Source organism: Parvularcula bermudensis HTCC2503 (assembly GCF_000152825.2).
GTDB classification, from domain to species: Bacteria; Pseudomonadota; Alphaproteobacteria; order Caulobacterales; family Parvularculaceae; genus Parvularcula; species Parvularcula bermudensis.
Map to the genome: position 1 here is coordinate 701,858 of NC_014414.1, position 21,227 is coordinate 723,084.

The 21,227-nt window shown below is 62.9% G+C and carries 22 protein-coding genes and 1 other RNA gene; 14 read left to right on the forward strand and 9 right to left on the reverse strand.

Annotated features, from left to right (window positions below; all coding sequences use genetic code 11):
* Window positions 1-324: a YbaB/EbfC family nucleoid-associated protein gene (locus PB2503_RS03405; RefSeq protein WP_041535226.1), complete on the forward strand. Its 324-nt coding sequence runs from the start codon at window positions 1-3 to the stop codon at window positions 322-324.
* Window positions 325-354: 30 nt separating this feature from the next.
* Here the strand turns inward: PB2503_RS03405 and PB2503_RS03410 are convergent, their stop codons facing one another.
* Window positions 355-2,571, reverse strand: coding sequence for a primosomal protein N' (locus PB2503_RS03410; RefSeq protein ID WP_013299825.1), 2,217 nt, complete (start codon window positions 2,569-2,571; stop codon window positions 355-357).
* A 93-nt stretch (window positions 2,572-2,664) separates the two neighbouring features.
* On the opposite strand from PB2503_RS03410, the gene PB2503_RS03415 reads away from it, so the two are divergent.
* The 6 genes from PB2503_RS03415 to PB2503_RS13750 all read left to right on the forward strand — a co-directional run bounded on the left by PB2503_RS03415 (window position 2,665) and on the right by PB2503_RS13750 (window position 10,738).
* Window positions 2,665-3,147: a low molecular weight protein-tyrosine-phosphatase gene (locus tag PB2503_RS03415; RefSeq protein ID WP_013299826.1), complete on the forward strand. Its 483-nt coding sequence runs from the start codon at window positions 2,665-2,667 to the stop codon at window positions 3,145-3,147.
* Window positions 3,140-4,015: an NAD-dependent epimerase/dehydratase family protein gene (locus PB2503_RS03420; protein WP_013299827.1), complete on the forward strand. Its 876-nt coding sequence runs from the start codon at window positions 3,140-3,142 to the stop codon at window positions 4,013-4,015. Before PB2503_RS03415 ends, PB2503_RS03420 begins: the two co-directional genes overlap by 8 nt.
* A 140-nt stretch (window positions 4,016-4,155) precedes the next feature.
* Window positions 4,156-5,934, forward strand: a complete 1,779-nt coding sequence (locus tag PB2503_RS03425) for an ATP-binding protein (protein WP_083810956.1) — start codon at window positions 4,156-4,158, stop codon at window positions 5,932-5,934.
* A 68-nt stretch (window positions 5,935-6,002) separates the two neighbouring features.
* The gene (gene ahcY, locus PB2503_RS03430) at window positions 6,003-7,403 is read left to right on the forward strand and encodes an adenosylhomocysteinase (protein WP_013299829.1); all 1,401 of its coding nucleotides are present in this window, start codon (window positions 6,003-6,005) and stop codon (window positions 7,401-7,403) included.
* A 124-nt stretch (window positions 7,404-7,527) separates the two neighbouring features.
* Window positions 7,528-8,604 (forward strand): glycosyltransferase family 4 protein, encoded by a 1,077-nt coding sequence (locus PB2503_RS13745; RefSeq protein WP_013299830.1) that lies wholly within the window; start codon window positions 7,528-7,530, stop codon window positions 8,602-8,604.
* Window positions 8,605-8,731: 127 nt separating this feature from the next.
* On the forward strand, window positions 8,732-10,738 hold the full coding sequence (locus tag PB2503_RS13750) for a potassium/proton antiporter (RefSeq protein WP_013299831.1): 2,007 nt from the start codon (window positions 8,732-8,734) through the stop codon (window positions 10,736-10,738).
* Window positions 10,739-10,745: 7 nt separating this feature from the next.
* Here the strand turns inward: PB2503_RS13750 and ffs are convergent.
* Window positions 10,746-10,841, reverse strand: an RNA gene (gene ffs / locus PB2503_RS14270) — signal recognition particle sRNA small type.
* Between the two features lie 169 nt (window positions 10,842-11,010).
* On the opposite strand from ffs, the gene PB2503_RS03445 reads away from it, so the two are divergent.
* Both PB2503_RS03445 and nudC read left to right on the forward strand, forming a co-directional pair.
* The gene (locus PB2503_RS03445; protein ID WP_013299832.1) at window positions 11,011-11,586 is read left to right on the forward strand and encodes a lipocalin family protein; all 576 of its coding nucleotides are present in this window, start codon (window positions 11,011-11,013) and stop codon (window positions 11,584-11,586) included.
* A gap of 112 nt (window positions 11,587-11,698) precedes the next feature.
* On the forward strand, window positions 11,699-12,607 hold the full coding sequence (nudC, locus tag PB2503_RS03450; protein ID WP_013299833.1) for an NAD(+) diphosphatase: 909 nt from the start codon (window positions 11,699-11,701) through the stop codon (window positions 12,605-12,607).
* Here nudC and PB2503_RS03455 read toward each other — a convergent pair.
* Window positions 12,577-13,434, reverse strand: coding sequence for a prephenate dehydratase (locus tag PB2503_RS03455; RefSeq protein WP_013299834.1), 858 nt, complete (start codon window positions 13,432-13,434; stop codon window positions 12,577-12,579). The genes nudC and PB2503_RS03455 overlap by 31 nt on opposite strands.
* Window positions 13,435-13,555: 121 nt before the next feature.
* Between PB2503_RS03455 and PB2503_RS03460 the strand changes: the two genes are divergently transcribed.
* Together PB2503_RS03460 and PB2503_RS03465 are read left to right on the forward strand one after the other, a co-directional pair.
* Window positions 13,556-14,239: a c-type cytochrome gene (locus tag PB2503_RS03460; RefSeq protein WP_013299835.1), complete on the forward strand. Its 684-nt coding sequence runs from the start codon at window positions 13,556-13,558 to the stop codon at window positions 14,237-14,239.
* 21 nt (window positions 14,240-14,260) lie between these two features.
* Window positions 14,261-14,497: a DUF4169 family protein gene (locus PB2503_RS03465; RefSeq protein ID WP_013299836.1), complete on the forward strand. Its 237-nt coding sequence runs from the start codon at window positions 14,261-14,263 to the stop codon at window positions 14,495-14,497.
* On the opposite strand, the gene PB2503_RS03470 is transcribed toward PB2503_RS03465, so the two are convergent.
* The 6 genes from PB2503_RS03470 to PB2503_RS03495 all read right to left on the reverse strand — a co-directional run bounded on the left by PB2503_RS03470 (window position 14,486) and on the right by PB2503_RS03495 (window position 19,250).
* On the reverse strand, window positions 14,486-15,262 hold the full coding sequence (locus PB2503_RS03470; RefSeq protein ID WP_013299837.1) for a C40 family peptidase: 777 nt from the start codon (window positions 15,260-15,262) through the stop codon (window positions 14,486-14,488). The genes PB2503_RS03465 and PB2503_RS03470 overlap by 12 nt on opposite strands.
* On the reverse strand, window positions 15,259-16,191 hold the full coding sequence (locus PB2503_RS03475) for an LD-carboxypeptidase (protein ID WP_013299838.1): 933 nt from the start codon (window positions 16,189-16,191) through the stop codon (window positions 15,259-15,261). The genes PB2503_RS03470 and PB2503_RS03475 overlap by 4 nt, the downstream gene beginning before the upstream one ends.
* Complete coding sequence (locus tag PB2503_RS03480) at window positions 16,184-16,537, reverse strand: MarR family winged helix-turn-helix transcriptional regulator (protein ID WP_013299839.1); 354 nt, start codon at window positions 16,535-16,537, stop codon at window positions 16,184-16,186. The genes PB2503_RS03475 and PB2503_RS03480 overlap by 8 nt, the downstream gene beginning before the upstream one ends.
* A 66-nt stretch (window positions 16,538-16,603) precedes the next feature.
* The gene (gene dapD, locus PB2503_RS03485) at window positions 16,604-17,440 is read right to left on the reverse strand and encodes a 2,3,4,5-tetrahydropyridine-2,6-dicarboxylate N-succinyltransferase (RefSeq protein ID WP_013299840.1); all 837 of its coding nucleotides are present in this window, start codon (window positions 17,438-17,440) and stop codon (window positions 16,604-16,606) included.
* Window positions 17,440-18,162, reverse strand: a complete 723-nt coding sequence (locus tag PB2503_RS03490; RefSeq protein ID WP_013299841.1) for a pyrimidine 5'-nucleotidase — start codon at window positions 18,160-18,162, stop codon at window positions 17,440-17,442. Before PB2503_RS03490 ends, dapD begins: the two co-directional genes overlap by 1 nt.
* A gap of 11 nt (window positions 18,163-18,173) precedes the next feature.
* On the reverse strand, window positions 18,174-19,250 hold the full coding sequence (locus PB2503_RS03495; RefSeq protein ID WP_013299842.1) for a DUF1036 domain-containing protein: 1,077 nt from the start codon (window positions 19,248-19,250) through the stop codon (window positions 18,174-18,176).
* 98 nt (window positions 19,251-19,348) lie between these two features.
* Between PB2503_RS03495 and PB2503_RS03500 the strand changes: the two genes are divergently transcribed.
* The 3 genes from PB2503_RS03500 to PB2503_RS03510 all read left to right on the forward strand — a co-directional run bounded on the left by PB2503_RS03500 (window position 19,349) and on the right by PB2503_RS03510 (window position 21,220).
* Window positions 19,349-20,068, forward strand: coding sequence for an NAD-dependent deacylase (locus PB2503_RS03500; RefSeq protein ID WP_013299843.1), 720 nt, complete (start codon window positions 19,349-19,351; stop codon window positions 20,066-20,068).
* A gap of 3 nt (window positions 20,069-20,071) precedes the next feature.
* Window positions 20,072-20,359 (forward strand): 4a-hydroxytetrahydrobiopterin dehydratase, encoded by a 288-nt coding sequence (locus PB2503_RS03505; RefSeq protein WP_013299844.1) that lies wholly within the window; start codon window positions 20,072-20,074, stop codon window positions 20,357-20,359.
* A 162-nt stretch (window positions 20,360-20,521) separates the two neighbouring features.
* Window positions 20,522-21,220 (forward strand): response regulator transcription factor, encoded by a 699-nt coding sequence (locus tag PB2503_RS03510; protein ID WP_013299845.1) that lies wholly within the window; start codon window positions 20,522-20,524, stop codon window positions 21,218-21,220.
* The last annotated feature ends 7 nt before the right edge of the window (window positions 21,221-21,227 follow it).

A 21,227-nucleotide genomic window follows, 5' to 3' on the forward strand; every position in this document is an offset into this window, starting at 1 on the left:
ATGAAGAATTTCAGCGACATGATGAAACAGGCGGCGGGCCTGCAAAAGAAGATGGAAGAGATCCAGACGCAAATGGCGGGACTTGAGGCCAGCGGCAGCGCCGGGGCGGGGTTGGTCAGCGTCACCCTCAACGGCAAAGGCTATGCGTCGAAAGTGTCGATCGATCCCAAACTCTTTGCCGAAGACGAAAAAGAAGTCCTGGAAGACTTGGTCACCGCCGCCATCAATGATGCAAAGGCAAAACTCGAAGAGAAATCCGCCGAGCAGATGAAATCGCTCACCGAAGGCTTCCCCCTGCCGCCCGGCATGAAGCTGCCATTCTAAAATTTCCTCTTATGACGGGGATAGCGCCGTTCAAGTGAAGCTATAGGGGTCGATATCAACGGTCCGTCGAATGCCGCTCGGCAATTTGATCGGCCCCAGCCAGCTTTTCAGCACAGCCTGGATCGAGACCCGCCGACCGGTTTTGACTAAGAACCGCTGCCGATAGATGCCTTTCAACCGATAGAGGGGGGCGGGCGCCGGGCCCCAGATCTCGACCCCCTCGGCATGGGGGACGGCGAGGGCGAGGTCGTGGGCGAACCGCGTCAGCCGCGCTTCATTATCGCCGGACAGGATCACCGCGGCGAGCCGACCAAAGGGAGGAAAGCCAAGTTGGGCCCGACCCTCCAGTTCCGCCTCGGTGAAGCCCTCCCGATCCCCCGCCGCCAGGGCACAGATCACCGGGCTCTCCGGTTGGTAGCTCTGCAGTAGGACCCGCCCTGGCCGCTCTGCCCGGCCTGCCCGGCCGGAAACCTGGGCCAGGGTCTGGTAGGTTCGCTCGGCCGCCCGCAGATCCCCCCCCGCCAGACCAAGATCGGCATCGACCGCCACGACGAGGGTCAATCCCGGGAAATTGTGCCCCTTGGCCGCCGCCTGGGTGGCCACCAGGATGTCAATCTCGCCTGCGGTCATCCGCTCTAAGGTTTGTCGCATCGCGCCGGGCGCGGTCATGGTGTCGGAGGAAAGGATGGCCAGGCGGGCGTCCGGCCAGCGGGCCGCCGCCTCCTCGGCGATGCGCTCCACGCCGGGACCGCAGGGGGTCAGACTGTCGGGCGCCCCGCAATGGGGGCAATGGTCCGGCTTTGGGATAGAATAGCCCGTATGGTGGCAGACAAGCCGCCCCGAATACCGATGCTCCACCAGCCAGGTATCGCTGCCGGGAGCCGTCATCCGTTCCCCGCAAGTTCGGCAGAGGGTGACAGGAGCGTATCCGCGCCGGTTCAGATAGAGCAACACCTGCTCCCCCGCCGCGAGGCAAGTCGTCACCGCGTCGATGGCGATCGGGGAGAGCCACTGGCCCCGCTCGGGCGGATCGGCGCGCATATCGACGATGGCCGTTTCCGGCAATCGCGCAGGGCCGTACCGCACCGCAAGGGCTACCCGGTCATACCGGCCCTCCTCCACATTGGCGAGGGTTTCGAGGGACGGGGTGGCGGAGACGAGGAGGACGGGAAACCCATCCTGCGCCGCCCGGGCCACCGCCATGTCCCGCGCCTGATAGAGGACCCCGTCATGCTGTTTGTAAGCAGGCTCATGTTCCTCGTCGACGACGATCAAGGCGAGGCGGCGAAACGGCAGAAACAGCGCGGAGCGCGCCCCGACAACCACCTTTGCCGAGCCGTCGGCCACCCCGCGCCACACACGCCGGCGGGTGCCTTGGGACAAATCGGAATGCCAATGCGCCGGGGCCGTGCCGAAGCGGCGATGGATCCGTTCGAGAAAAGGCAGGGTCAGGCCGATCTCGGGCAGAAGGATGCAAATTTGGGCGTCGGGGTCTTTCTTGAGCGCCGCCGCCGCCGCCTCCAGATAAACCTCGGTTTTCCCCGAGCCTGTCACCCCGTCGAGGAGGAAGGCGCGATAGCCTCCGGCATGGACCGCCGCCGAAAGACTCTCGGCAGCCGCGGCCTGATGCTCCGACAGCGCCCGCCCGGGAAGGTGGGGGTCGGGTCGACCGAACGGGGCATCCCGCGCAACCTCCTCTGGGATCAGCCCCTCCGCCGCGGCGAGCCCTTTCAACACCCCCGGTGTCACATCGGCGTCCTTGGCGAGGTCGGCCGCCACCAATGGCCCCCCGCCCTGACGGCGCAAGATCTCGATGACCCGCGCCCTTGCCTCTGTCATGCGCAAGCCCGGCGGAACGGGGTCGGGCAGGCGATAGGCCAAGCGAGCCTTGGGGGGCGTCAATTGCTGACCGGCGCGCATCACCAATCGCAGGACCGTTCCGCGGGGGGATAAGGTGTACCCCGCGACCCAATCGACAAAGCGCCGGGTCGCCTCGGCCAGGGGGGGCGTGTCGTATTGAGCCGTAATGGGCTTGAGCTTGTCGTCGGCGACCTCTCCTGCCGGATCGAGCGCCCAGACAACGCCGGCGACCTGGCGAGGGCCGAGAGGAACACGGACGAACGCCCCCGGCACGAGGCGCATGCCCGCCGGCACGGTGTAGTCATAGCCATCTCCCACCGGCAGCGGCAGCAGGACACGGACGCGGCGTTTCGGTGAGCTGGTGGGGAAGAGCGAGGCATCGGCCATAGGCAGAGCGCCTTACCCCATGCGGCGGGGCGCGCGAAGACCGTCCCGGCTGTCAGCTTGCTCTCCGCTGCTGGGGCGACCAAAGTCTCACCGATGGAGCGCCGCGCCCTTCTTTTTGTCTGTCTTGGCAACATTTGCCGCTCACCGGTGGCGGAGGCCGCGGCGCGTCAATGGGCGCGGACCCATGGCCTGAACCTGGGCCTGAACCTGGGCCTGAACCTGGGCCTGAACCTGGCCGTAGGCAGCCGTGGGACCGGCCCCTGGCACCAGGGGCGCCCCGCCGATGCCGCGATGGGCCAGGCGGCGGCTGCCATCGGGCTTGATCTATCGGCCCACCGGGCGCGGCAACTCGACCTCGCCGATTTCTACGAAGTCGACCATATCCTGACGATGGATGGACGAAATTACGAAGACGTGCTGGACCTCGCACCCCCGAATAGGCGCGCACAGATCGCCCGCTTCGCCCCCTTCGATATCCCTGACCCCTATGGCGGGACGGCGGACAGGTTCCATGAGGTGGCGACAATGATCGCCGCCCGGATGAATGACCTCTTGCCGGAGATCCTGGGTGAGTAAGGTACTTCTCCTTGGGGCGGGCTATTCAGCCCGGGTCTTCGCCGACCAAGCCCTCGCTGAGGGGTGGCTCGTTTCGGGAACGACAAGAGACACCCATAAGGCAAAAGCCCTAAGCCAAGCCGGGATCGAGCCGTATCTGTGGGAGGCTGGCACGCCCCTCCCGCGCGCGGCGATATCAACGGCGGATCTGATCGTGGTGTCCATCTCGCCTCAGGGCGACGGGTGTCCAGCGGCGGCAGCCCTTGCCGAGGCGTGCCCCTCGCCGTCGACCCGCGTGATCTACCTCTCCTCTTCGGGGGTCTATGGCGACCATGGCGGCGCGTGGATCGACGAGACGACGCCCCCCAGCCCGAGCGGTGAGCGCGGTCGGCGGCGATTGGCGGCCGAGGCGGCCTGGCAGGATCTGGCGGCGGCGTTTGGGCTCGACCTTGTCCTCTGTCGTCTCGCGGGGATCTACGGCCCCGGCCGCAACGCGCTGAACAGCTTGATGACGGACAGCCAGGGCGCAAAGTCAGGGCTGTCGCAACGGGTGATCAAGGAAGGGCAAGTCTTCAATCGGATCCATGTGGAGGATATTGCCCGTCTCCTCCTCGCCCTGGCCGAAGCCGAGACGTGGCCGGCAATCGTTAACGGCGCAGACGACCTTCCAAGCCCCCCGCAGGATGTAATCCTTTACGCGGCCGCCCTCCTCGGCAAGGAGCCGCCCCCCGCCGTCGCCTTCGAAGCCGCCGCCCTGTCACCGATGGCGCGAAGCTTCTATGTCGACAATAAACGCCTGAAAAATCAGAGACTTCACACTCTTTTGCCAACAGGCCTCAGATATCCTTCCTATCGCGAAGGATTACGCGCGCTCCTCAGTAAACCCTGATTAATCGAACTCTGATAGGTCGATAAAAAAAGGATACTTCAGGAGGCGTCCCGATTGACCGTTCCGGTGACACTCATCCCCCCATTCAACGATGTCGGGAGCGCTCCCCCAGGGGCGCACACCTCATTGATGGCGTTCCTATGACTTCGTTCTTTGCTGAGATAAGTTGGCGCATCATTGCCGAAAAGCGCATGCGTGAGCTGCCGACGCGTCTGTTCGTCATCACTGTTGGCGTCAGCGCCGTCAGTGCCACGGGCCGCCTAGATCACCTCCTCTGCGTCGCGATCTATCTCCTCATCCTGGGAAGCCAATTGACCGATGCCATTGTGTGGTATCGACTGTCTCGCTGCACGGAATCGGCCTTGCCCTGGCACTGCCGCTTCGGTGTGCTGAGCGCGTTTCAGGCCAGTATGTGTTACGGCCTCTTCCCGGTCTATGTCTGGATCAGTGACATCCCGGCCGGCCAGGCGATCGCCTACACGATGTTATCCGGGAATCTTCTGCATACAGCTCTTCACCAGAACACTCGTATACTTGTGATGATCTCCGCCGCGATCCCGCCCCTTGTCTATATGGCAGGTTTGCCGATCTATCAGATGGCAGTAGATCCCTCTTTCTATCTCCGCGATTGCGCTGCCCTCCTGACGATTGAAATGTTGGTGATCCTTGCCCTGCTGAGCGGCGCGAAGGCGATCCGGACGGTCACGCAGCAGCGTGAGGAAGAACGGGCAGCGGCCGAACAGGCAAGTCGCGCCAAGAGCGTGTTCCTGGCCACGATGAGCCATGAAATCCGCACGCCCCTCAACGGTATTTTAGGCATGGCCGAGGCCCTGGCCGCGTCCGCCCTGCCTGAGGATAGCCGGTCGAAGGCCGAGACCATTCGCGATTCCGGTGCCCTCCTCCTTCAAATGCTGAACAACAGCCTCGATTTGTCGAAGATCGAAGCCGGCAAGCTGGAGATCGACAAAGCGCCCTTCCGACTCGATCGCGCGATTGAGCGGGTCCATGCGCTTTTTGCCCAACAGGCGCGAAATGCCGGTCTGACCTTCACGACCGACATCGATCGCAGCCTGCCGATGCTGCGCGAGGGGGACGAACAACGCCTGACACAGATCCTCACCAACCTCATCGGAAATGCCCTGAAATTCACCCAATCGGGGGGAGTCACCATCGGACTTCACCGCGGAAAAGGGGCAACCGACATTGTGCTGTCCGTCAAAGATACCGGGATCGGGATGAGTGACGAGCAGCAGGCAAAGATCTTCATGCCCTTCACCCAAGCCGAAGGCGCAACCACGACCCGACGGTTCGGCGGCACCGGTCTTGGTCTGTCGATCGTCAAAGCCCTGACGGCCCAAATGGGCGGCGAAGTGATCTTGAAATCGGTCGCTGGCGTCGGATCGGAATTCAGCGTCTGCTTGCCCCTGCCCGAAGCCGCGACGAAATCCCTCCCCGAGAGGCACATGAATGGCCGCAGGGATCTTGAGACCATTTCTGGGCTTCGTCTGTTGGTCATCGACGACAATCGCGTCAATCTGACCGTCATCGACGCCCTCCTCCGCCCCCTTGGCGCCCAGCTAACGACATGCCTAAGCGGCGAAGAGGGGGTGGCCCTAGCCACCAGCGCGGACGTGTTCGACGTCATCCTGGTGGATATCAGTATGGAGGGCATGGACGGTCCTGAAACACTCCGCGTTCTCCGAGAGCGCCTGGGTGGGGCCTGCCCGCCGGTCCTTGCCGTGTCGGCCCATGCCTTTTCGGACGACATTACCCGCTTCATCGCCCTTGGCTTCGAAGGCTATGTGACAAAGCCCGTTAATCGGGAGCGCCTGGTGAAGGCCATCGCCGATGCGCGGCTTTCTCATGCCGCAACGAGCGCCATGGAGACCCATTACCTAACGCCAAGTCACGCTATATAAAGATCCCTTTATATATTGGATTGGCGCTGATAAACTTCAGTTCAGATCATCACCGGAAGGATGCCTCCGTGGCCAACGACTACGAGATTGCCGATATCGGCCTTGCCGACTTTGGAAATAAGGAAATCAAGATCGCCGAGCATGAGATGCCTGGCCTGATGCAAACCCGGGCCGAATTTGGCGGGTCCCAGCCCCTCAAGGGCGCGCGGATCGCCGGATCGTTGCATATGACGATCCAGACCGCTGTGCTGATTCAAACGCTCGAAGCTCTGGGTGCCACGGTCCGCTGGGCCTCCTGCAACATCTATTCGACCCAGGATCACGCCGCGGCCGCCATTGCCGCGAACGGGACGCCTGTCTTCGCGAAGAAGGGCGAGACCCTCGAAGAATATTGGGCCTATGCGGATCGCCTGTGGGAATGGCCCGATGGTGAAATCGCCAATATGATCCTCGACGATGGCGGCGATGCCACCATGCTTATCCTCTTGGGGTCAGAAGCGGAAACCGATCCATCCGTCCTCGACAATCCGGGCAATGAGGAAGAGCGGATCGTATTCGAGACGATCAAACGCCGGCTCGCCCGCGATCCAGGGTTCTACTCCCGCGTCAAAGCCTCGATCAAAGGGGTGACCGAGGAGACGACGACTGGGGTTCTTCGCCTTTATCAACGCGAAAAGAAGGGGACCCTCCCCTTCCCCGCGATCAATGTGAACGACAGCGTCACCAAGTCGAAATTCGACAATAAATATGGCTGTAAAGAGAGCCTTGTGGATGCAATCCGTCGGGGGACGGATGTGATGATGGCCGGCAAGAAGGCCCTGGTCGCCGGTTATGGTGATGTCGGCAAGGGCTCGGCCCAGTCCCTGCGCGGCGCCGGATGCCGCGTCATGGTCACCGAAGTCGACCCCATTTGCGCCCTGCAAGCGGCGATGGACGGCTTTGAGGTGGTGACGATGGCCGACGGCGCGGCCCAAGCCGACATCGTCGTCACCGCCACGGGAAATAAGGACATTGTGACCATCGACGACATGCGCCGCATGAAAGACATGGCGATCGTCTGCAATATCGGCCATTTCGACAATGAGATTCAGGTTGAGGCCACCCGCAACTGGGAATGGGACAACATCAAGCCCCAGGTCGATATGATCACCAAACCCGACGGTAAGCGGATGATCCTCTTGTCGGAGGGGCGGTTGGTCAATCTGGGCAATGCCACGGGCCATCCCAGTTTTGTCATGTCGGCGAGCTTCACGAACCAGACCCTCGCGCAGATCGAGCTGTTCGCGAATAACGAAGACGGCAAGTACGAGAACCGCGTTTACGTCTTGCCGAAGCATCTCGACGAGAAGGTCGCCGCCCTTCACCTCGCTCATGTCGGCGCTCACCTCAGTGAGCTGACGGAAGAACAAGCGGCCTATATCGGCGTCGGCCAAAAAGGCCCGTTCAAGCCTGAGGGCTATCGGTACTAATCCGCGAGGGGCATCCGGCCCTTAAGAGGAGATTTCGTCACGGTGCCCCGGTGCCGTGACGATCCCCCCTCGCCACCGGGCGGAGACCCGCCGATGCGTTCACCGTTACGCAATGGGAACTGCCATGCGCATCGCCATCGTTCTGGCGCCAAATACCACTTATTCCCCTGATGGGGCCTCTGCCGTCGTTCTTTGTGCCCACGATGCAGGCCTATATTCCCGCCACAGGGACGACATTACTGTCATTGCGCCCCAAACCAACACCCCTTTTTCCGATCTTTCTTATCGACCAGTGCCGACCGACGGCGGTCTTCATGCCTATACCAAGCGGGTCAAACGACTTCTCAAAGATCAGCCCCCGGATTTTGTCGAAGTTCATCAACAGGTGAAATGCGCCTCTCACATTGCCAGACAGATCGCCCCCCTGCCGGTCATGTTGGTGAAGCATAGCCAAATCAAAGCGCCCAAAGGGCCAGTGTCCCGAATACGCCTGTCGAGGCGGATCGCGCCCTTGACCCAAATCGCCTTCGTTTCGCAATTCGCTTGCGATCATTTCACCGCCGCCTATCCCCGTTTCGTCGACCGCGCGGCGGTGGCGTGGAACGGTCTTGACACGGACCTCTACCCTTACGCTCCACAAGCGAAACGGAAGACGATCCTCTTTGCCGGGCGGATCATCGCCAATAAAGGCGCCCTCGATTTTGCCAAGGCCATGCGGCGAACCCTGCCGCATTATCCGGACTGGAACGCGGTGATGATCGGACAGCCGGACCGGGGAGAGGAGGCCTATGGCGAGGCCGTCAGGGCGGAGATTGCTGCCCTTGGGCCCCAGGGCGAATGGCTCGGCTATCGGCCGTATCCTGACGTGATGGCGCACTTTCAGGCGGCCGAGATCGTCGTCGTTCCCTCAAAATGGGACGAGACCTTTGGCCGTGTTGCCCTTGAGGCGATGGTGACGGGGGCGGCCCTTATTGCGTCCCGCCGCGGCGGCCTGCCGGAAGTTGGCGGAGAGGCAGCCACCTATCTCGACGCCGTCACGCCTGACCATATCTCGTCAGCCGTCCGCGCCCTCATCGAGAATACCCCCCTGCGCCGGACCCAACAGGAAGCAGGCCGCCGGCGCGCCGTCGAAAAGTTCGATATCAGACGAACCGTCGCCTGTATCGACGATCTTCGCGAAGCGATCGTCGATCGGACGTAACGCACCTTAGGGAAAAGGGGCCGGGGGGGATGCGGCCCTTTCCCTCCTCCCTTTATTTCAGTCCCAGGGACCGCCCGATCCGACTTTACGCTGGACGGCAGCGGCGGCGAGCCGTCAAAGCCCCTTAATGGATATAGGGATCGTCATACTCGGCATTTCGGCCCTCTCCGTTGGGGCCATTCTCGCAGGCGCGGCCGGTCAAAAGATTGATGCGCCCATTCTCCTCATCTTCCTTCTCGTGGGAATGCTCGCGGGGCGGGAGGGGCCGGGCGGGGTGTCCCTGGACGCCAGCCAGACGGTCCTGGTCTGGGGGTCGGCGGCGCTCGCCTCGATCCTGTTCGAAGGCGGCCTCAGAACCGAGGCGCGCACCTTCTCCATTGGGGTATGGCCTGGTTTGACCCTCGCCCTACTCGGCACCATCCTGACGGCGGTGGTATTGGCGCCAATCGCCCATATCGCCTTCGGCCTCGGCTGGACCGAGGCCTTGCTGCTGGGCGCCATCGTCAGCTCCACCGATGCCGCCGCCGTCTTCGCCCTTGCCGCCACCGGCCTTAGGATGCCGATCAAAGTGCGGGCGGTCCTCGAAGTCGAATCCGGCCTCAATGATCCGATCGCGATTTTTCTGGTGATTGGGCTCGCCTCGTCTTTGGCCCTCGACCCGATGAGTGCCACCGATTGGGCGGGGAGTTTTATCGCGAAATTGAGCCTGGGAACGATCGTCGGCATCGGGATGGGGCACCTGGTGCCCAGGCTGTTGACCGACATGACCCTCCCCCAAGGCCTCCTCACGATCCTTGTCGCGGGCTTTGGCTTCATGGCCTTCGGCCTTGCCGAAACGGTGGGGGGCAGCGGCTTTTTGGCGATTTACCTCACGGGGCTCACCATGGCACGCACGGCCCCCGATTTCACCCAGCGCGCCGCGGGGGTGATGGACGGGCTAGCCTGGCTGGCGCAAACTGGCCTTTTTCTGGTGCTGGGTCTTCTCGTCACGCCCTCGCTTCTGGCGGATGTCGCCCTGCCCGCCTTCCTGCTCAGCCTTGCCTTGATCTTACTTGCCCGCCCCATCGGGGTCGTCGCCTCTCTTCTCCCCTTCCGCTTCCGAAGCCGAGACATGGCCTTTGTCTCCTGGGCGGGACTGCGCGGCGCCACGCCCGTCTTTCTTGGTCTCATCCCCGCGGCGATAGGCGTCGAGAACGGCAGCTTTTTCGTCAGTGCCGCGACGGTCGTGGTCCTGCTTTCCCTGGTCATTCAGGGGTGGACCGCCCCGCTGGTGGGCCGCGCCCTCAAAGTCACCATGGCCGAAGACGGCACGAGCCTTGATCGGGGCGCGATGTGGGCACGGCTCGGCGCGGTGGGGGCGTCGATCGTCGTTGGCGCCTGGTTTGCCAGCGTCCTGGCGCCGCCCCCCGGAGACGACCCGGATCTGATGGCGCCCGAAACCATGGCGGAGCTGCGCGACGGTCTTGAGGACGCCGCCCTCATCCCCACCCGCTTTCCCACCGGCTTTTCCAGCCTCCCCCTCGATGAGCGTCGCCCCCTTTTCATTGCGACCCTTGCCCAAGTGGTGGAGGCGACCAATCAGCGGATCGAGACCGATCGCGTCCGGCTTAAGGAGCTGGCGGCGGAGCGACGACGACGGGGGCGTCTCAGCCTCGAAGAAGAAGCCGAGGCGGCCCAGATCGCGCGCCGCTATGGCCTAAGGCTGACCACTCCCCGCGCGCTGCTCGACCGAATTGATGTGATCCCCCCTCGCCTGGCCATCGCCCAGGCCGCGCTGGCCACAGGATGGGGCAGCGCCGGCGCGGCGGTGGAGGCCAATGCGGTTTACGGGCGCCGGCGCGATGAAGGCTTTTCTAGCCTGATCACCGCCACACAGGATCTGGCGAGCCTCTATGCGGCCCATGAGGATTTTGGGCGATTGCGGGCCGCCCGGGTGGCCGCACGCCGAGCGGAGCGCGTGCCGACGGCCGAAGAGTTGGCCCCCTTGATCGGCGCTTATGCGCGAGAGGCCGACATCTATCTGGCCCAGATCGCGGAGCTGTTGCGGACCGACAGTCTGGCCCAGCCGCTTCCGCAGCCGGGGCCCCCCGCCGATGAGGGGGAAACGCCGACCGAGGATAGCAACGGCGAGTGAAAAAGGGGGTGGAGAGCCAACGCGACCCGGGACGGAAACTCGTTACGGCTGCTTCCTTCCGGACCTGACCGGGTTGGCGAGGCGCCCGTCCGCGCGACCCTCCGACAGGCGACGTGGCGAAGACAGCCCGCAATTGCAAGGCCCGCAATCGAAAAGGAGGGATGCTGCGCGAGGCGCTCGCCCCTCGGCATGGTCCTCGAAAAGCGCGACCCTAAATCCCGATCAGAAGTCGACAGGGCCCCGAAGAAAGGGCGCCCCGCAGGGAGATCTCAATGAACCGGAAATTTTATGCCCTCGCGGCACTCAGCATGGCTGTGGCGGCGTGCAAGATGCCGCCGGACAATCGTCCCGCGACCTATCCCCCCGACACCGTCAGCATGGTGGATATCTCTAAATATGTCGGTCTGTGGTACGAAATCGCCCGCTATCCGAATTTTTTCGAAGACACGAACCGATATACCTGTGTCGGCGTCACCGCGTTCTACGAAGTGCAGACATCTGAGGAGATCAGTGTCGAGAACACATGCTACAAGGACACGCTGGACGGCGAGGTTCAGGTGGCCAAGGGCGTGGGACGCATCGTCGACCCCTCCAATGCCAAACTGAAAGTGCGGTTTGCCCCCGCCTGGGTCTCCTTTGCCGACGGCGATTACTGGATCCTCGCCTTGACGGACGATTATGGCGCCGTCCTGGTGGGCGAGCCGGAAGGGCGGTTCTTGTGGGTCCTCTCTCGTACCCCGCAACTCGATGACGAGATCTATCAATCCCTTATCGACGTGGCGGAGAGCCAAGGCTTCGACACGCGCCCGCTGCAACGTACGCCGCAACCAGGGGACCCCGCGCCCTAAGGCTGCGGCGCTTGGCCGCCATTGCCCCCGCCCCATTGCCCCCGGCCCATAGCCCTGGCCCATTGCCCCGGCCCCATTGCCTCGGTCCAAGAGAACGCGCAGATCCGTCGGCATGCAGCCAACGAACCCTAACGCCTTTTCTCTCGACCCCCTCGACCGTGCCGGTAACGAGCGGCGGGACCCTGAATGGGTCAAAGCCCAGCAGGAGCGAGAGGATGCCCGGCTTCTGCTGCTCAGCCGCGGCAACCCGCTGACAAAGCGTGTCGGTCCCGAAACGTCTCTCGTGTGGCTGCCCCTTTCGGTGCTGGACAGCGCCGAGGGGGATCCGGGTCTCATTCTGCTCGGCCTCGAAAAGGGCGCCCCGCGCTTCGCCGCCGATATCCGCGACCATACCGCGCCGTTCACCGTCGATGGCGCGACCTTTTCCTCGCTGCGCGATTCCGGCTGGACCCTATCGCCCACCGAACTGGCGATTGCCGGCCAGGCCACCTGGCTGACCGGGTGGCACGCCAAGCACCGCTATTGCGCCCGTGACGGGGGCGAAACGGTCATGGCGGAGGGGGGCTTTAAGCGCATCAATCCGGTGAGCGGCGCCCAGCATTTCCCCCGTACCGATCCGGTCGCCATCATGCTGCCCCTGCATCAGGGCGATGTGTGCCTTGGCCGGAGCCCCCGTTTCCCCGAAGGCATGTACTCCGCCTTCGCCGGCTATCTCGAGCCCTGCGAGACCCTTGAATCCTGCGTCATCCGAGAACTCAAAGAAGAGGCGGGCCTGACGGTCACGTCCACCCATTATCGGTTCAGCCAGCCCTGGCCGTTTTCGAGCTCCCTGATGGTGGGCTATTTCGCCAATGTCGCGGCAAAGACCCTGACCCTCGACCCCGAGGAAATCGCCGATGCGCGCTGGTTCAACCGCGAGGAGATCCTGGCCCTCCTCGACAATAATGGCGAGCCGGGGGTGTTCGTCCCGCCCCCCTTCACCATCGCCCATCAGCTCCTACGCGACTGGGCCGAGCGATAGGGATCGGCCGGGAACACGCCCAACAGGCGGAGGTCTGAGGAGAACCACCCTAATTCTTCAAGCGCCCGCCGCACCGGCGGCTCGTCCGGATGCCCCTCAAACTCAGCCTGAAAGCGGGTGGCGGTGAAGCTCGCATCCTCTTGATAGCTTTCGAGCTTGAAAAGGTTCACCCCATTGGTCGCAAACCCGCCCAGGGCCTTGTATAGAGCCGCCGGGATATTTCGCACGCGAAAGACGATGCTGGTAAGCACCGGCCCCGACAATAAGTCAGGCCAGACAGCATCTGTTTCGGCACCAATACGCAGAAACCGGGTGACGTTCTTGTCCGCGTCCTGGACATTTCGCTCGATGATCTCAAGGTCATAGAGGGCCGCTGCGGCTTCCGGGGCAATCACCGCCACCCCCTCCTCCCGGGTTGCGGCGAGCGCTTTGGCGGCGCCGGCGGTATCCATCGCCACCTCCGCCTTCAGCCCTCGTCGGGCGATCATTTGGGCGCATTGGCCGAGGGCCATGGGGTGACTGCGCACGATCCGGAGATCGTTTTCATCGCGCCCAGGGATCGTCATCAATTGCATATGCACGGGCAGGAAATGCTCGGCGTAGATGACAAAGGGCATATCGGGCAGCAAGCGGTAGACATCGTCGACCCGGCCGGCGATCGCATTCTCCACCGGGACCAGCGCCTCAAGGGCCGCCCCCTCCTCCACGGCCCGAAAGACCTCGGCAAAACTCGAGCAAGGAAGGGGATCGTATTGGGAAAGGAATTTTCGCGCCGCTTCCTCAGAAAACGCCCCAGGCTCCCCTTGAAACGCGATTTTTTCTTTCATTCCGACGCTCCTTCGCCTCCCATCGCTATTTGTCCCGTTGCAGAGGCAGGATGAGGCGGTTACACGCCTGCAATAGCTTTTCCGGCCGCTCCGCGTGGCCCCGAAATGTGAGGCATACGAGATGAAAGATCCCCTCTACGGGAACAAGGTCGCCGCGGCCATCCTGACAACGCTTCTTCTGGCTTTCGGATTGCCGATCACCATCTCGACATTGACCAAAGTGTTTTCTCACCATGGCCATCATGAGGCCGATGAGGAGAATCCCTTCGGCCTTGCCTATATTCCAGCGGAGATCGAGCTTGGGCCGACCGCCGCGGGTGAGGAGGAGGAAGAGATCGACCTTGGCACGCTGATGGCCAATGCGTCGGTGGAGCGAGGGCAGCGGGCCGCTGGCCTTTGTGGTTCCTGCCACACCTTCCAAGAGGGGGAGCCCAACGGCATTGGCCCTAATCTCTGGGGTATTGTCGGGCGCGATATCGCTAGCCATGGCGGATTTAGCTATTCGAGTGCCCTTCAGGGTCTGGAAGGCGACTGGACCTATGAGCGTCTCGACCCCTATCTCGAAAATAGCCAGGCCTATGTCCCGGGCACCCAAATGGCGCAAATGGTCCGGAAGGAAGAAAAGCGGGCCGACCTCCTGGCCTATCTTGGCTCTTTGTCGAACGATCCCGTTCCCTACCCCGCGCCCGCCCCTGCGCCGGAGGAGACCGCCGAGGCCGAGGGAGACGCCGATAGTGGCGAAGAGAGCGGCGCCGGTGAGTCTAGATCGGAATCCGACATGCCGGAGCAGGCCGGGTTCCACTAAACCCCGGTTGACCCCTTCCTCATGAGCGGTGATCTCATCAATCTTCGGCTGGCACGCAAGCGCAAGGCACGGGCCGAAAAGGAGCGTCAGGCCGCGGCCAATCGGGCGACCCATGGGCGCTCAAAAGCCGATCGGCAATTTGGCGCGGCGGACCGCGAGAAACAATCCCAACGCCATGAGGGGCATCGCCTCACCGACCCAGAGGTGCGCCCCTCCCCTGTTGGGATCGACGGGAAAGAGCCTCGGTCAGACGACTGACTGGGGGGCTCGGACGGGCCGCCGTATCGTCGCTTCGTCGAAGCGAAATCCCCGCTCCGCCAAGATCGTTTCGATATCCTGTTCATGGACATATCCGGCGAGACCATCGGCATGGACCGCCGTCAAGGGACCGGTCAGGATCGCGACATGGCCCGGCATATAGAGGATATCGTCCCGCTGGAGATGATCGCGCGCCGTCCCTTCCAGCAGATGGCCAAAGCTCTCCACCTGGTCCCCCGTATCCCGCAGGCAATGATGCCCCTTGGCCAGGGCCGTGACCTGGACGAGCCCCGAGCAATCGATCCCCCCTCCATGGCGGCCGCCCCAGACATAGGGCACCCCGAGGAATAAGAGGGCGAGGTCGGCGAACCCCTCCGGCAACGGCTCGGCCGTCAGGTCCTGATCCCGAAACCACCGGCCATGACCATCACGGATCCAGCCGCCCCTCGCTTCGGCCACGGGGATGGGAGAGGCGAAACCGATATCCTGAAGGGCCACTCTGCCCGCCGGCGCTTTATAGGCTGTCGCCAACCGCGTCCGCACACGGCGCACTGGCTCCATCGGCTCGGGGGGGAGGGGGGCCAAGGCCGCCTGAGGGATCCACCCCTCATAGGCGTCGTCTCGATTGCGAACGCGCACCCAGTCCGCCGTCTCTTCAAGGACACTCTGCCGCTCACCATAGAGCAGATCGGTCACAGCCTCGGCAGTCGGATTAGGCGCCTCCCGCGCAATGATATGCGGAACGATGACGATGTTTTCGGTCATGGGGCTAGCGGCAGCGGCGTGTCAGCAATGGTAAGGTGGGCGGCCTCGCCCTCGACCACCAATTGGGCGGCGGCGCCGAGGGCAAAGGGGGAATTTTCGAGACCGTGGCCGACGGGGAAGCCGTGCGCGATCGGCAAATCGGGGAAATGCCGATGGGCCATGGCCGCCACCCCCTCCCCCCAGGGCACCGGATTGTCTTCAAGATCAGTGAAATCACCAAGGACGATCCCGGCAAGCGCCTTGCCAAACCGGGACTGCGCCAACTGCACGAGGGCACGGTCGAGGGCATAATGATACTCGCCACAATCCTCGATGGCGAGGAGGACCGGCTCGCGCGGCTGCGGCTCGTAGGGGGTGCCGAGGAGGGACAGTAAAACGGTCAGATTGCCGACGATGAGACGTCCCCGCCCCTGGCCGGCGCGCACGCCCCCCCCACGCCAGTCGCATCCCGGCCAGCGGCCAGTGTCCCTCGCCGTTCGGGCCATGTCGATCGCCGCGACAAGACGCGCCGCCCCCTCCGGTTTGAGGAGGTCAACGGGCATGGGACCATGGACGGCGAGGAAGGGCGCCCGCGGACCATCGGCGCCGGTGCCCACAAACAGGGCCGTCATGTCGGAATAGCCGATGACGATTTTCCCAGTCGCCAAGGCCTTGTGCACATAAGGCAAAAGGCGCGCCGAACCATAACCGCCCCGGACGCACCAGAGAATATCCGCCTCAGGATCGTCGAAGGCCGCGATCAGCGCGGCGGCCCGCTCCTCATCGGTGCCGCATAGCTGATGATCCCGCAATGACAGCGCGGCGGGGGTCAGCACCCTCCCCCCCTGCGCCGCGGCCAGTGCGATGAAGTCGTCGAGGACCTCAGGTTCCAGCCACCGTGCCGGGGCGACGGCCCGCACGGTCAAAGGCCGAGCGCGCGCTTCAGCCATAATAGGCGCCGAGATCCGACTGACGCTCGCGCTCCTCAACGACACCGGCGAATTGGTCGATGAACATCGCCCCTTCCTCGGTCTTCTGCACCAGGACAATGCGGCGATCGTCGGGGTCGCGGGCACGCTTGATATATCCGTGGATCGACAGGGCATCGAGCGCGCGGCTGATCGCCGGCTTCGGCACCTTCAATTCCTCCGACAGGCGCCGAACCGTATGGGGTCCCGGCGTCAGATACACCGTCAGCAGCAAGGCCCATTGGCGCATCGAGAGATCGGGGCGGTCAAGTCGGACCGTATCGACCATCACATCGCGCCAGGGGTGGAGATGGGAGTGCTGGGACACACCACGACTCGCTTTCAAAAAGTTTCGACGACGAAACCATAGTTATAGGACAAGCGACATCTCTCCTCAATAGCGGAGCAGCTCATTGATTCCTGTTTTCGCGCGCGTGCGCTCATCCACCCGCTTCACGATCACCGCGCAGGACAGCGCGGGCCGGTCGGCACCGCCGCCCATCGTCCCCGGCACCACCACGGCATAGGGCGGAACCTCGCCCCGCGTGACCTCCCCCGTCTCCCGATCGACGATCTTGGTCGAGGCCCCCAGGAAGACGCCCATGGACAGCACCGCGCCCTCCCGGACGATCACGCCTTCGGCCACTTCGGACCGGGCGCCGATAAAACAATTATCCTCGATAATGACGGGGGCGGCCTGGATCGGCTCCAGCACCCCGCCTATGCCAACACCGCCGGAAATATGGCAATTCTCGCCAATCTGCGCGCAGGAGCCGATCGTCACCCAGGTGTCCACCATGGTCCCCGACCCAACATAAGCGCCGATATTGACATAGCTCGGCATCAAGACGGCGCCCTTGGCGACATGGGCGCCGTAACGCACGGCACAGGGCGGCACCGCCCGAAAACCCGCTTGCGCGAAATCGGCCTCGGTCCAGCCGATGAATTTAGGCGGGACCTTGTCGTACCAATCGCTGCCGCCGGGGCCGCCGGCGATGGAGACGTTGGCCGAGAGACGGAACGAAAGCAAAACAGCTTTCTTCAGCCATTCATTGACGGTCCACCCGCCTTTGCCGTCCGGCTCGGCGACGCGCAGGGTCCCGCTGTCGAGCCCCTCAAGGGCGCTGGCCACCGCCTCTTCGAGGTCGGCGGTCCGGTTGGCCGGATCGGACAGCCCGTCGCGATTTTCCCACGCCGTTTCGATCAGGGTCGCCATCGCCGTCATATCCATCATCCACCTTCTTTCCCATTTGAACCGAATGTCGATAGGCGTCCGACAAAGTCAGTCAAGTCCGACGTCGTATGATCGACATGCGGCGGGTGGTCCCCGGGTATGGCCGGACGCTTCCCCTGTGGCTCATCCTCGAACCATGTCGCGTCGGACTGCACGAGGATCGTGACCATCCCCAATGCAGCCGGGACTGTCAGATTAGGCGCCATATCCTCGAAAAAGGCCGCTGAGCGCGGGCACCGGCCGAACCGAGCGGAAAAGGCGTGATAGGCCGCCTCTTGCGGCTTGGGAATGAAATCCCCCGTCTCGATCCCGAAAACGCCGTCAAAGGCATGGGAGACCCCGAGGTGATCGGACACCCGTTCGGCGTGACCCTCGGAGCCATTGGTGAAAATATATTTCCGCCCCGGTAGGGCCGCAATGGCCATACCCAGCCGCTCATTCGGGGGGACAGCCGATAAATCGATGTCGTGGACGTAATCGAGAAAATCGTCGGGCGGCAGGTTATGCTCGGCCATCAGCCCGGCAAGGGTTGTCCCGTATCGGCGGTAATAATCCTTCTGAAGGTGGCGGGCCTTTGCCCGATCGCAGCGCAGAAAGCCCTCGATGAACCCGGTCATCCGCTCGTCGATCTGTGCGAAGAGATGGCAGTCGGCAGGATAGAGAGTGTTATCAAGGTCGAAAATCCAGGTCTCGACATGATCGAACGCTGCCAAGGCCATTCCTCTCCGCCTCAATTCGTCGAGCCGCTTCGCGGCGCCAGGGCGGGATTGAAGAGCTCCGGCGTGAATTGGAAGGTCCACGCCTTGCTGTTTGTCGCTTCGACCCGGCGGAAATTCGCGGTTTCGTAGCCCAGCTCCTCACAGGGCGCATCGCCGGGCGCCTCGAACTGGACGGTCGAAATACAAAAGGAGGTATCCCCCCCCGCGAGGGGCACAGAGCGGCCATCGGCCTCCATCACCCCGTAGACATAGAAATTCTCATTCTCGACACTGCCGCGCCGGACCTTGGCACAATCCTGACTCTCAAGGCGCCACCAGCCCGAGGACGTATATTCCTCCGACTGACTGTCCGGTTGGGCAAAGGCCGCCCATACAGGCAGCATCGTGGCGTTGCAGAACACAAAACCGCGATTGGAATCCGTCGAATTCGCCTCGGCCATGAGCGCGTCGATCACCGTCTCGTTAATGGCACCGGCATTGCCCAGCCCCTTTTGCCGCACGAACCGGGTCAACGCCCCCTTGGTTTCGCCGCCGAAAGAGCCGTCGATCAGCCCCTCATACAAGCCGATATCCTTTAGCAGTCGCTGGACGCCCGCCACCTCGGCGGAAAAGGCGGTGAAATTGCTTTCCTCGACGAATTCCGTGGTCTTGGTGCCGTCGGTGGACTCATCGACATCGACAGGGAGGAACCGCCGCTGACGGCGCGGGTCGCTGGTACAGGAATTTTGGTCGCGGAGGGTAAAAAGGCTGTCGTTCTGCACACAGAGCGGGGTTTCCCCCGACCAGGTGCGCAATTCGCCCCGATGCCCGGGAATAGCCTCGGCATAGACGAAATACCGCCCCGGCTGCACGCGATCCGAAAGCACCCGTTTGCACTGGCCCGACCTCAGACGCCACCAGCCCCGCGTCACCAGATCCTCATCGTCGACATAGCCGATCGCTGCGGACAGGGCATAGCTCGTTTTGTTACAGAAACTATACTGGGCGTGAGCGGAACTCACCAGAAAGGGAGCGCAGAGGAGAAAGCCGACGAGACCCGCAATAAGGGGCGGTCGACATCCACGAAACGACAGCGAACGGGCGACCATGGATCGACGATAGTCCTCCTGATTGGTATCTTGGTGTTCCCTAAGCCTCTCGCACATGCAAGCCTTGACGCGCGATCGCAACACGACAGTTTCGACAGATGCGACTGGTGATCCTGACGGGCGCGGGGATAAGCGCCGATAGTGGCGTGGACACGTTCCGCGATGAGGGGGGCGTGTGGTCCCAGGTTCGGCTGGAGGATGTGGCGACCCCTGAGGCCTTTTTGCACACCCCTGACCGGGTGCACGCATTCTACAATCGTCGCCGTGCCCAACTGCCGAACGTGGCCCCCAACGCCGCTCACCTGGCGCTCGCCGCGCTTGAGCGTCGTCTTCGGGAAGATCGCCACGAATTCGTGCTGATCACGCAGAATGTCGACAATCTTCATCAGCGGGCGGGGAGCGACTCGGTTTTCCCGATGCATGGGCAATTGGACCGTGCCCTCTGTGTCCACTGCGGGGGCGTTGTCGCCTTGACCGAAGATTTGTCCACCAAGACCGCCTGCCCCCAATGTCAGCGTCAAGGCGGTATGCGGCCGAACATCGTTTGGTTCGGCGAGATCCCTCACTTTCTCGACGACATCGCCGCGGCCATTGAGGGGGCGGATCACTTCGTTGCGATCGGCACCTCAGGGACAGTCTATCCAGCGGCGGGCCTTGTGGAGGGCGCCCGGCAAGCGGGGGCGGTCACCACCTTAATCAACCGTGACCCAGCGGAAAATGACACCATGTTCGATCATATCATCGCCGGCCGCGCCGCCGAAGCGGTACCCGCCTGGGCGGACCGGCTCGTCGACTCGCTGACCGAAAGAAAGGCCTGACCCATGGACAAACTCAGTGCAGAGGACCGCAAACGGTTTCTTGCCGACCACCCCAATTGGACACTGGTCGACGGACGCGATGCGATGTCAGCGTCATTTCGCTTTGAAAACTTTATCGACGCCTTCGGGTTCATGACCCAAATCGCGTTGCGGGCGGAGAAAATGGATCACCATCCTGAATGGTCCAACGTCTACAACAAGGTTGAGATCACCCTGACCACCCACGATGTCGATGGCCTCTCTCCGCGGGATACCGAGCTCGCCGCGTTTATCGATAAGCTCGCCCCCTAAGGCCGCGCCCCCTAAGGCCGAGGGCGCCGCTTGGGTCCTCGGACATCGGCAAGCCCCCCCGCGCCCGCCATCGGGGACATCGCTGCCCCAGGACCGCCCCCCGCCTGCCACAATTCGACAACATGGTGTCGGCAAGAGCAAAAACCGGATAAGGAAGGTTCCATGGCGCAAATCGTATTGGTCGACGATGATCAGAATATTCTGACCTCCGTGTCGATCGCCCTCGAATCGGACGGTCACGACGTCACCACCTATGAGGATGGGGCGGAGGCCCTTGAGGGGATCGCCGCCAAGGAGCCGGAACTCGTGATTTCCGATATCAAGATGCCGCGCCTCAATGGCATCGATCTTTTGAAGAAACTTAGGGAAAAATCCGATGTCCCTTTGATTTTTCTCACCTCGAAGGACGAAGAAATCGACGAAGTCCTCGGCCTGACCCTGGGCGCCGACGATTATGTGAAAAAACCCTTTTCTCAGCGGCTTTTTCTCGAACGGGTGAAGGCCGTCCTACGGCGACAAAAGGAACGTCATCGGGCCCCCACCCCTGAAGAAACGGCACAGATCATCCATCGCGGCGATCTGACCCTCGACCCCCTCCGCCATGCCTGTAGCTGGAAGGGTGCGCCCGTCACCCTGACCGTGACGGAATTCCTGATCCTTCAGGCACTTGCCCAGCGGCCCGGCTTCGTCAAATCCCGCGACGCCCTGATGGATGCGGCCTATGACGACCAGGTCTATGTCGATGATCGTACCATCGACAGCCATATCAAACGGGTGCGCAAGAAATTCAGGGTCGTTGACCGCGAATTCGATCAGATCGAAACCCTCTACGGTGTTGGATACAAATATAAAGAAGACTGAGGCCGGA

What these genes read in the sequence shown, in the direction of transcription:
- PB2503_RS03405 (WP_041535226.1), top strand. Translation starts at nt 1, where the DNA reads ATGAAGAATTTCAGCGACATGATGAAACAGGCGGCGGGCCTGCAAAAG.
- PB2503_RS03410 (WP_013299825.1), bottom strand. Translation starts at nt 2,571, where the DNA reads ATGGCCGATGCCTCGCTCTTCCCCACCAGCTCACCGAAACGCCGCGTC.
- PB2503_RS03415 (WP_013299826.1), top strand. Translation starts at nt 2,665, where the DNA reads ATGGAGCGCCGCGCCCTTCTTTTTGTCTGTCTTGGCAACATTTGCCGC.
- PB2503_RS03425 (WP_083810956.1), top strand. Translation starts at nt 4,156, where the DNA reads ATGACTTCGTTCTTTGCTGAGATAAGTTGGCGCATCATTGCCGAAAAG.
- PB2503_RS13745 (WP_013299830.1), top strand. Translation starts at nt 7,528, where the DNA reads ATGCGCATCGCCATCGTTCTGGCGCCAAATACCACTTATTCCCCTGAT.
- PB2503_RS13750 (WP_013299831.1), top strand. Translation starts at nt 8,732, where the DNA reads ATGGATATAGGGATCGTCATACTCGGCATTTCGGCCCTCTCCGTTGGG.
- PB2503_RS03445 (WP_013299832.1), top strand. Translation starts at nt 11,011, where the DNA reads ATGAACCGGAAATTTTATGCCCTCGCGGCACTCAGCATGGCTGTGGCG.
- nudC (WP_013299833.1), top strand. Translation starts at nt 11,699, where the DNA reads ATGCAGCCAACGAACCCTAACGCCTTTTCTCTCGACCCCCTCGACCGT.
- PB2503_RS03455 (WP_013299834.1), bottom strand. Translation starts at nt 13,434, where the DNA reads ATGAAAGAAAAAATCGCGTTTCAAGGGGAGCCTGGGGCGTTTTCTGAG.
- PB2503_RS03460 (WP_013299835.1), top strand. Translation starts at nt 13,556, where the DNA reads ATGAAAGATCCCCTCTACGGGAACAAGGTCGCCGCGGCCATCCTGACA.
- PB2503_RS03465 (WP_013299836.1), top strand. Translation starts at nt 14,261, where the DNA reads ATGAGCGGTGATCTCATCAATCTTCGGCTGGCACGCAAGCGCAAGGCA.
- PB2503_RS03470 (WP_013299837.1), bottom strand. Translation starts at nt 15,262, where the DNA reads ATGACCGAAAACATCGTCATCGTTCCGCATATCATTGCGCGGGAGGCG.
- PB2503_RS03475 (WP_013299838.1), bottom strand. Translation starts at nt 16,191, where the DNA reads ATGGCTGAAGCGCGCGCTCGGCCTTTGACCGTGCGGGCCGTCGCCCCG.
- dapD (WP_013299840.1), bottom strand. Translation starts at nt 17,440, where the DNA reads ATGGATATGACGGCGATGGCGACCCTGATCGAAACGGCGTGGGAAAAT.
- PB2503_RS03490 (WP_013299841.1), bottom strand. Translation starts at nt 18,162, where the DNA reads ATGGCCTTGGCAGCGTTCGATCATGTCGAGACCTGGATTTTCGACCTT.
- PB2503_RS03495 (WP_013299842.1), bottom strand. Translation starts at nt 19,250, where the DNA reads ATGGTCGCCCGTTCGCTGTCGTTTCGTGGATGTCGACCGCCCCTTATT.
- PB2503_RS03500 (WP_013299843.1), top strand. Translation starts at nt 19,349, where the DNA reads ATGCGACTGGTGATCCTGACGGGCGCGGGGATAAGCGCCGATAGTGGC.
- PB2503_RS03505 (WP_013299844.1), top strand. Translation starts at nt 20,072, where the DNA reads ATGGACAAACTCAGTGCAGAGGACCGCAAACGGTTTCTTGCCGACCAC.
- PB2503_RS03510 (WP_013299845.1), top strand. Translation starts at nt 20,522, where the DNA reads ATGGCGCAAATCGTATTGGTCGACGATGATCAGAATATTCTGACCTCC.